General features: G+C 64.5%; 8 protein-coding genes. 3 read left to right on the forward strand and 5 right to left on the reverse strand.

Annotated elements, in window-relative coordinates:
• The 5 genes from WAN02_RS00895 to WAN02_RS00915 form a co-directional block, all read right to left on the reverse strand.
• The coding region (locus tag WAN02_RS00895; RefSeq protein ID WP_422261935.1) for an MlaD family protein at window positions 1-289 on the reverse strand (289 nt) is incomplete at its 3' end.
• Between the two features lie 70 nt (window positions 290-359).
• Complete coding sequence (locus tag WAN02_RS00900) at window positions 360-1,211, reverse strand: ABC transporter permease (RefSeq protein WP_422261937.1); 852 nt, start codon at window positions 1,209-1,211, stop codon at window positions 360-362.
• Window positions 1,208-1,918, reverse strand: a complete 711-nt coding sequence (locus WAN02_RS00905) for an ABC transporter permease (RefSeq protein WP_331512351.1) — start codon at window positions 1,916-1,918, stop codon at window positions 1,208-1,210. Before WAN02_RS00905 ends, WAN02_RS00900 begins: the two co-directional genes overlap by 4 nt.
• Window positions 1,919-2,500: 582 nt before the next feature.
• Window positions 2,501-4,381, reverse strand: a complete 1,881-nt coding sequence (locus WAN02_RS00910) for a family 2A encapsulin nanocompartment cargo protein cysteine desulfurase (RefSeq protein ID WP_422261939.1) — start codon at window positions 4,379-4,381, stop codon at window positions 2,501-2,503.
• The gene (locus WAN02_RS00915; protein WP_422261941.1) at window positions 4,368-5,291 is read right to left on the reverse strand and encodes a family 2A encapsulin nanocompartment shell protein; all 924 of its coding nucleotides are present in this window, start codon (window positions 5,289-5,291) and stop codon (window positions 4,368-4,370) included. The genes WAN02_RS00910 and WAN02_RS00915 overlap by 14 nt, the downstream gene beginning before the upstream one ends.
• A gap of 377 nt (window positions 5,292-5,668) precedes the next feature.
• On the opposite strand from WAN02_RS00915, the gene WAN02_RS00920 reads away from it, so the two are divergent.
• From WAN02_RS00920 to cysE, 3 genes are all read left to right on the forward strand, one after another.
• Window positions 5,669-6,940: a thioester domain-containing protein gene (locus WAN02_RS00920; protein WP_422261943.1), complete on the forward strand. Its 1,272-nt coding sequence runs from the start codon at window positions 5,669-5,671 to the stop codon at window positions 6,938-6,940.
• Between the two features lie 25 nt (window positions 6,941-6,965).
• On the forward strand, window positions 6,966-7,898 hold the full coding sequence (gene cysK / locus WAN02_RS00925; RefSeq protein ID WP_422261945.1) for a cysteine synthase A: 933 nt from the start codon (window positions 6,966-6,968) through the stop codon (window positions 7,896-7,898).
• 2 nt (window positions 7,899-7,900) lie between these two features.
• Window positions 7,901-8,366: serine O-acetyltransferase (cysE, locus tag WAN02_RS00930; protein WP_422261947.1), on the forward strand; the 466-nt coding region annotated here is incomplete at its 3' end.

Below are 8,366 nucleotides of genomic sequence, written 5' to 3' on the forward strand. Positions count from 1 at the left end.
ACTTGGCGCCGAACGCGGTGCTGGACTTGATCTCCGCCTCGACGTTGCTCGGCAGGTAGCGGAATTCGTTCGGATAAATTTTCAGCTTCAGCTTCGAAAGGTTCGTGCCGGCCGAATCGGCATAGGACTCAACACGGTCCACTTCACCGATCTGGACGCCGCGCAGTTTCACCTTCGCGTCGTCCTCCATCACCAGGCCGGCCCGATCGGAAATCACCGTCAGCGGAACGGTCTTCCGCAGCGTTCCCTCGAACGCCATCGCGGTCAGCGTGCTGATCGCAACGACCACCAGAACGAGTACCGGTGCCCACCAAATTGGATCAATGCCGCGGCGCCGGCGGGTCTCTTGGCTCATCTCGTCACCCCGACAAGTGGAAATTGCCGGACTGTCCGTATACCGACAGCGTGATGGTCAGCAGAATGAAAACTCCGGCGGTGATCGAGGAGCGCACCGCGCGACCGACCGCCTCGCCCACGCCTGCCGGTCCGCCGGTGGCGTGGTAGCCGTAGTACGTGTGAATTGCCATTACCGCTGCCGCCATCGACAGCGCCTCGGTGAACGACCAGAGCAGATCGGTGGGGTGCAGAAACGATGAGAAGTAGTGGTCGTACACACCGCGGGACTGCCCGTAGACGATCGTCGTGCCAAAGCGGGTCGCCAGAAACGACATCAGCACGGAGACGGTGTAGATCGGGATGACCGCCAGCACCCCCGCCACGATGCGGGTGGATGCCAGGTAGGTGATTGGCCGGATGGCCATCGCCTCCAACGCGTCGATCTCTTCATTGATGCGCATGGCGCCGAGTTGCGCGGTGGCACCGGCACCGATGGTGGCTGCCAGCGCCACCCCCGCCGTCGCCGGCGCGATGAACCGGACGTTGAGGAAGGCACCCAAAAACCCAGTGAGAGCCTCGATCCCGACATTGGACAGCGTGTTGTAGCCCTGCACAGCGATCAGCGCGCCGGTGGTCAGCGTCAGAAATCCGATGATGACCACGGTGCCGCCGATGACGGCCAGCGCCCCAGTGCCCATCCCCAGAACAGCGATCAGCCGCAGCACTTCACCTGGATAACGCCGAACCGCGTCGACGGTTGACACCAGCGCGTTGCCGATGAACGCCGTTTGCTCCCCCAAGCTGCGGACCGAGGCGACCACCCGACTCGCGATCTCGGAGCCCGGTATGGACCTCTCATCTTCGGCGGTACTCATGGAGACACCTTCACACCGAAAGCGGTGGCCAGAATGTTGATCAAGAACAGGGCCATGAACGCAAACACCACGGTCTCGTTGACCGCGTTGCCCACTGAAATCGGGCCGCCACCAACGGATAAGCCCTTGTAGCACGCGATCAGACCCGCCGAAAGCCCGAAAAGCAGCGCCTTGACCAGGGACACGATTACCTGCGGAAGGCCGGTCAGCAGCGTCATCCCAAAGATGAACGCCCCCGGTGTGACGTGTTGCACGTACACCACGAAGAAGTAGCTGCCGGTAAGGCCCACCACCGCGACCGCCGAATACAGCAGCAGGGCAACGAATGTCGCGGCGATCACCCGCGGCACGACCAGCGCCTGGATGGGGTTGACGCCGATGACCTTCATCGCGTCGATCTCCTCGCGGATGGTCCGGGCGCCAAGATCCGCGCACATCGCCGTGGAGCCCGCACCGGAGACCACGATCGCGGTGACCACCGGGCCCACCTGGGTGACCGAGGCCAGCGCGGCACCGGCACCCGACAAGTCGCCGGCGCCGACCTCGATCAGCACAATGTTCAGCGTGAAAACGATGAGAACGGTGTAGGGGATCGACAGCACCAGGGTCGGCACAATCGACACCCTCGCGACGAACCAGATCTGATCGATCAGTTCGCGCAGCGCGAAAGGCCGGCGAAAGGCGGCGGCGAACGTCTCGCCCGCCATCACGACGAAGTCGCCGATGCCGGTAGCGGGTTTGGACCAATCAAGCCCGGCAACCGTCGGCCCTGGAGTTCTCTGCGGCAACGGCCTATCCGCCCCGCCGCGAGCCGTGCGCGTGTGACAAAAACCACGACTTTATGTCTAGACGAGTTTGCTCGACGGGCTCATGCCAACCCATCGGACGAGCACTCCGGCCGTTTGGACTTGTGCCTTTTAGCAGGCTAAATTCGCGACGAATTGTCGAGATTCCGGCGATGGCGGCGGCGTTCATCGAGTTTGCTCGTTCTGCCGGCTCGTGATGCACGTCATCGCTCTCCTCTGACTACGGGGAAGGCCTGGGTCACCCTGCGTTCTGCGGGTATGCACGCGTGCAGGCGCGCGACATCAATGCCGCTGCCCGCCTGCACACACAGTCCACGTCGAGAATTTACGGGTACCGGCCGCTGAGCGGGACCTTTCGGATCAGGCAGAAGAAATGTGGCCCGGCAGACGATTGGACCGCAGAACGCACCGTTGACCTGGGCAGATGGCCGCCTTTTCAGCAGCCACTGCCCAGGCCCGGCGCACGCTCACGCCAAGGACGGGTCACCCAACTCCTGCGCCGCCTTCGGCGATCCGTCGCACCGCATTGAGGAAGACGTCGATCTCCTCGTGAGTGTTGTAGAAGGAGAACGACGGCCGGACCGTCGCCTCGAGCCCCAACCGCCGCAGTGCAGGTTGCGCGCAGTGATGACCCGCGCGCACGGCGATTCCCTCGGCGTTCAGCGCCTTGCCCACCTCGAGCGGCTCGTGACCGGCGAGCACGAAGGACAGCACGCTGGCCTTCTCCTCGGCGGTGCCCACCAGGCGCACACCGGGGATGTCCGCCAATCGCGGTGTCGCATACTCCAGCAAGGTGTGCTCGTATGCCGCGATGCGTTCGATGCCCAACCGCTGGACGTAGCGCAGTGCCTCGGTGAGCCCCACCGCATCGGCGATGTTCCCGGTGCCGGCTTCGAACTTCGTCGGCGGGCCTTGATACAGCGAACGTTCCGTCGTGACGTCCGCGATCATGTGGCCGCCGCCCTGCCACGGCGGCGTCTCTGTCAGCGCTTCCTCGGTGCCATAGAGCACACCAATCCCGGTGGGCCCGTAGATCTTGTGCCCGGAGAACACATAGAAGTCCGCACCCAGCTCGGCGACGTCGGTAGGAATGTGCTGAATCGACTGAGCGCCATCGATCAGCACTCGGGCGCCGTAGCGGTGACCCAGCTCGACGATCTTGTCGACCGGGACCACCGTGCCCAGAGCATTCGAGACGTGGCTGGCCGCAACCAGTTTGGTACGCGGACCCAACAGCTGCTCGAACTCGTTCAACAGCAGGTTGCCTGCGTCGTCGATCGGCGCCCACTTGAGGATGGCCCCGGTCTGCTGCGAAATCAGCTGCCAGGGAACGATATTCGCGTGATGCTCCAGGTGAGTGATGACGATCTCGTCGCCCGGCTGCAGATGCTTGCCGCCCCACGCGTGAGCCACCAGGTTGATCGCCTCGGTGGTGCCGCGCACGAACACGATGTTCTCCGACGATGGTGCCCCGATGAACTCGGCAACGGTGTCGCGCGCCTCCTCGTAGGCATCGGTGGCCCTGGCCGCCAACTCGTGGGCGGCACGGTGAATGTTGGAGTTCTCATGCGAGTAGAACTTCACCAGCCGGTCGATCACCACCTGTGGCTTCTGGGTGGTGGCCGCGTTGTCGAACCAGATCAGCGGCTTGCCGTTGATGACTTCCTTGAGGATCGGGAAGTCCGCCCGCACCGCGTTGACGTCGAACACCTCGTGCTCGTCGACCAGCTGCGGCACCGGGTCGTTGGCCGTGAGGAAGTGATAGTTGCCCTCATCGCCGGGCGGCGCGCTCGGCGCGGCCGGCACAGTGTCAGTCCACCCCAGTTCGGGAACCGACGGCGCACCGGTCGGCCACGACGGCGCCGAACCGCGCGGAGCCACCGGAACCGTGGGCACACCTCCGGCCAGCACTCCCGGCAACGTGGGGACGATGCCTTCGGTGGGCACTGCGAATGCGCTGAAATCAGCCGGCACGAACGGATCCGCGATGCCGCCGGACGTCGCGGCAAGTGACGGTCCCGCCGTCGTATCCGGCACGTTGCCCCGCGGGGCCACCGGAACTGCTTGCGGTGGTGGCTCCGGTTCCGGTGACGTCGGAGCAGGAAGATAGACGTCGGAGACGCCGAGCAACGGAACCGGCACCGGGTACTGATCCGCGGCGCCGGCCGCCGTCTGACCTGCCGAGGCGGCCGCCGTTGTGTCGGGCGCGTTGCCTCGCGGAGCAACCGGAGCCGACTGCGGCGGACTGTCGAAACCGGGCCGGATGCTGGCCGCGTAGAGCTGGCTGGCCAGCGCCGAGAGTTCCGCGGAGCTAAGAGGCAAGTCGCTTTCGGCGTCTACCGCGCGGTGCTCACTTGTACTCATGGAATCGGTCCACGGCAACGCCATCGAGCACGGCGAGGGCGTCGTCGGTGAGCACGGCCAAGGAGGTGTACAGCGTCACCAGATAGCGGGCGATCGCCGACTCGTTGATGCCGGTGAACCGCACCGACAAGCCGGGCGCCTGCTCGCCGACCAGGCCGGGCTGGAACAGCCCGACCACGCCTTGGCGCTCCTCACCGGTGCGCACCAGGATGAACTTGGTCTTGGTCTTCTCCACCGGCACCTTGTCCGACGGGATGATCGGGATGCCTCGCCACGTGATGAACTGCGCGCCGAACAGGCTGACGACCACCGGCGGCACACCGCGACGGGTGGCTTCGCGACCGAACGCGGCAACGCCGAGCGGGTGGGTCAGGAAGAAGCTGGGCGTCTTCCAGACCTTGGTGATCAACGCGTCGAGGTCATCGGGCGTGGGCGCACCACCCAACGTCTGGATTGTCTGCTCGGGAGTCGCCTGCGCCAGCAACCCGTACTCGGGGCTGTTGACCAGCTCGAACTCCTGGCGTTCCTTGATCGTCTCGATGGTCAGCCGCAGCTGCTGAGTGACCTGGTCGTGCGGGCTGGAATACAGGTCAGAAACCCGGGTGTGAATGTCGAGCAGCGTGGCGATCGTCCGCAGCGTGTACTCGCGCGGGCTGGTCTCGTAGTCGACATAGGTCTCGGGAAGCGGTCCCTCGCTGCCGGCGCCGTCTTCAGACTTGACCGCGACCTGCTCGGGATTGACGACCCGGTTGACCCGATAGATGCCGGCCTCCACCGGGACCCAGCTCAGCAGATGGAGCAGCCAACGCGGGGTGATGGTGGAAAGCTGGGGAACAGTCTTTGTCGCGTTGGCTAGCTGCCTGGCAGCAAGATCGCCAAGTGCCTGTGACTCGTTCTGAGCCGACGTCATCGTGGTCCTTCCGTCGTCGAGTGTTGATCCGTGTCCGGCCGCGCAGGCCAGCCGACCAAAGTGGCTCCGCACTGAACCATGGCAAGTGTAAAACTCAGCATGATTTTTATCTCGGCGGGGGTGCGGGTTCAGCGGTCGACGGGCCCGCGTCAAATCATGCCCTATAGTGGCGATATGCAACACGCCGCACAGTCGCGCTTCGTACCTTCGCGCTGCCTTGCCGCCATCTGTTGTTGCTGTTGTTGTCGTTGATTTCCTGACGCCCTTCTGACGCTGTAGAAATCTTCGCGCTTCCCGCCTCAGGGCGATCCACTCCGCTTGGCCGGAGAGATCGAATCGCGCACCGCTCCAAAGTCTTTCAGGAAGCTCAAGCAACAATGACTGTTCTATTTCCCAGCCACCGCACTGCGGGACGGATAGCGACCACCAGCCGCGTCGCGGTCCGTCCGGCCACCGAACTGTCGCGGCTGACCCGCTACCGCGGCGGCACTTATTCGCACACGGTGGAAAAAGTCATCTTCATCGACGGCAGCTGGGCGCGCACCGACCTGATTCGGCTCAATCCGAACGTGCCGGCCTACTCGCTGGACTTCACCGGCGTCTCGCCCCGCCACCCCTCGCGCTACCAGCTCGGCACCTGGTCGGAGCTGTCCCATCTGCGCGCGTCGGGCAAAGAGGCCGAGGTCGACTGGATCCTGCGACACTCCTATCCCCTGCTGCCCACCGCCGAGCTGAGCCGTCGCCTGCGCGATGCCGGCTATCCGATCGGGCCGGCCAACATCAGCGAACACGAGGCGATCGCCGCGACCCAGGCCGCGATCTGGTACCTGACCAACGGGCTGGCCCTGGACACCCGGCCGCTCAACGTGCCGATTGCCGTGCGACGCACCCGCGGGTCGGTCACCACGTTCGAATTCGACGGGGAACCCCAGCTTGGCGGCTACTCGGTGTGCTCCGGGTCTGACGTCACCGCCGTGCTGCGGCTCCAAAAATCATCCAATGGCGTTGTTTGGCATGATGTTTCGGGATCGTTGCTGACCACCGGTACTAAAGCGGGTCGCTATCAGCGCACGCTGGGCGAGGGCAGCACGCTGTCGACCAGCAGCCACGGCCGCGGCGGACGCGGCTATCGCTACTACCGGCTGATCGTCGCGTCCGAGACCGGCACACCAAAAATCGAGCACGTCAATTTCTGGTTGACCGGTGCACGGCATTACCGCAACGCCGACAAGGTCGTGCATCTGTACAACTACCTGCTCAGCGGGGCGGCCGCAGCCGCTCGCACAGCCCACCAGCCCGGCGCTGAGCCGACACTCATCGGCGTCGACGCTGTCGCCGACGCCGACCTGATCGGACCCTTCCAGGTAACTACCCCGCTGACGCTCACCGCCTCAGATGGACACCAGCTCGTCGACCCGGACGGTTATGCCATGGATTCAGTTGAGCCGCGTACCGATTTCTACATTCGCCGGGCACCGGGTTCGTCGGCCGCGACCGTGATCGCGAAAACTCCAGCCGATCTGCACGGACGCGTGTTGACCGGAGTGGCGTTGGACCGCGCGGGACAACGGTTTACCCCCGTGGCGCTAGCCATCCCCACCGAGACAGCCATAGAGTTCGACATAAGCTGGGAGACCGACGACCTTTGATCCGCGACCGTGGGAGCGAATCTAAATGAGCATTGCCGAAGACGTCACACAACTAGTCGGAAATACACCGCTGGTCCGGCTGCGCCGGGTAACCGAGGGCGCAGGGGCCGATGTGGTCGCCAAGCTCGAATACTTCAACCCCGGGGGCAGCGTCAAAGACCGTATCGGGGTCGCGATGCTCGACGCCGCAGAAGAAGCCGGATTGATCAAGCCCGACACGATCATCCTCGAGCCCACCAGTGGGAACACCGGCATCGCACTGGCGATGGTGGCAGCAGCTCGCGGCTACAAACTCGTGCTGACCATGCCGGACACCATGAGCATCGAGCGGCGAGTGTTGTTGCGCGCGTACGGCGCCGAGCTCGTGTTGACTCCGGGCAAAGACGGCATGCCGGGCGCGATCGCCAAGGCTGAGGAACTGGCCAAGAGCGACCAGCGCTACTTCGTTCCCCAACAATTCGAAAACCCGGCCAACCCGGCCATCCACCGTGCCACCACAGCGGAAGAAGTGTGGGCCCAGACGGACGGCAAGGTTGACATCTTCATCGCGGGTGTCGGCACCGGGGGCACCATCACCGGTGTCGGACGGGTGCTGAAGGAACGCAAGCCAGTCGTGAAGGTGATCGCCGTCGAGCCGGCTGCGTCGCCGGTGCTGTCCGGCGGGCAGAAGGGGCCGCACCCGATTCAGGGCATCGGAGCCGGGTTCATCCCGCCGGTCTACGACGAAGACGTTGTCGACGAGGTCATCCAGGTCGGCAATGAGGAAGCTCTCGAATTGGCTCGGCGCTTGGCCCTCGAAGAAGGCCTGCTGGCCGGGATCTCTTCCGGTGCAGCGGTAGTCGCCGCACTGCAAGTCGCCCACCGACCCGAGAACAAGGGCAAGCAGGTGGTCGTGGTCCTGCCCTCGTCCGGAGAACGATATTTGAGCACCGTGCTGTTCTCCGATCTGGCGGATTAGCCATGCTCGAAGCGTTCCGCGACGACATACGGGCGGCGAAGGAGCGTGATCCCGCCATCCCCAGCACGCTGCAGGTCGTCTTCGCTTACCCAGGTGTGCACGCGATTTGGGGCCACCGGGTCAGCCATTGGCTGTGGGGACGCGGCGCGAAGGTGGCCGCACGCACCCTTGGCGAAGTCACCCGAATCCTGACCGGTGTCGACATCCATCCGGGAGCCACTCTTGGTACTGGCCTGTTCATCGACCACGCGACCGGCGTGGTGATCGGTGAAACAGCCGAGGTGGGCGACGATGTCACGATCTATCACGGCGTCACGCTCGGCGGCAGCGGCAAAGACACCGGCAAACGTCATCCGACCATCGGCGACCGGGTGATCATCGGCGCTGGAGCAAAAGTCCTGGGTGCCATCAAGATTGGCGACGACAGCCGGATTGGCGCCAATGCCGTTGTCGTCAAGGAAGTTCCGA

Source organism: Mycobacterium sp. (genome assembly GCF_049281135.1).
In the GTDB taxonomy this organism is placed as follows: domain Bacteria; phylum Actinomycetota; class Actinomycetes; order Mycobacteriales; family Mycobacteriaceae; genus Mycobacterium.

What these genes read in the sequence shown, in the direction of transcription:
- WAN02_RS00900 (WP_422261937.1), bottom strand. Translation starts at nt 1,211, where the DNA reads ATGAGTACCGCCGAAGATGAGAGGTCCATACCGGGCTCCGAGATCGCG.
- WAN02_RS00905 (WP_331512351.1), bottom strand. Translation starts at nt 1,918, where the DNA reads ATGGCGGGCGAGACGTTCGCCGCCGCCTTTCGCCGGCCTTTCGCGCTG.
- WAN02_RS00910 (WP_422261939.1), bottom strand. Translation starts at nt 4,381, where the DNA reads ATGAGTACAAGTGAGCACCGCGCGGTAGACGCCGAAAGCGACTTGCCT.
- WAN02_RS00915 (WP_422261941.1), bottom strand. Translation starts at nt 5,291, where the DNA reads ATGACGTCGGCTCAGAACGAGTCACAGGCACTTGGCGATCTTGCTGCC.
- WAN02_RS00920 (WP_422261943.1), top strand. Translation starts at nt 5,669, where the DNA reads ATGACTGTTCTATTTCCCAGCCACCGCACTGCGGGACGGATAGCGACC.
- cysK (WP_422261945.1), top strand. Translation starts at nt 6,966, where the DNA reads ATGAGCATTGCCGAAGACGTCACACAACTAGTCGGAAATACACCGCTG.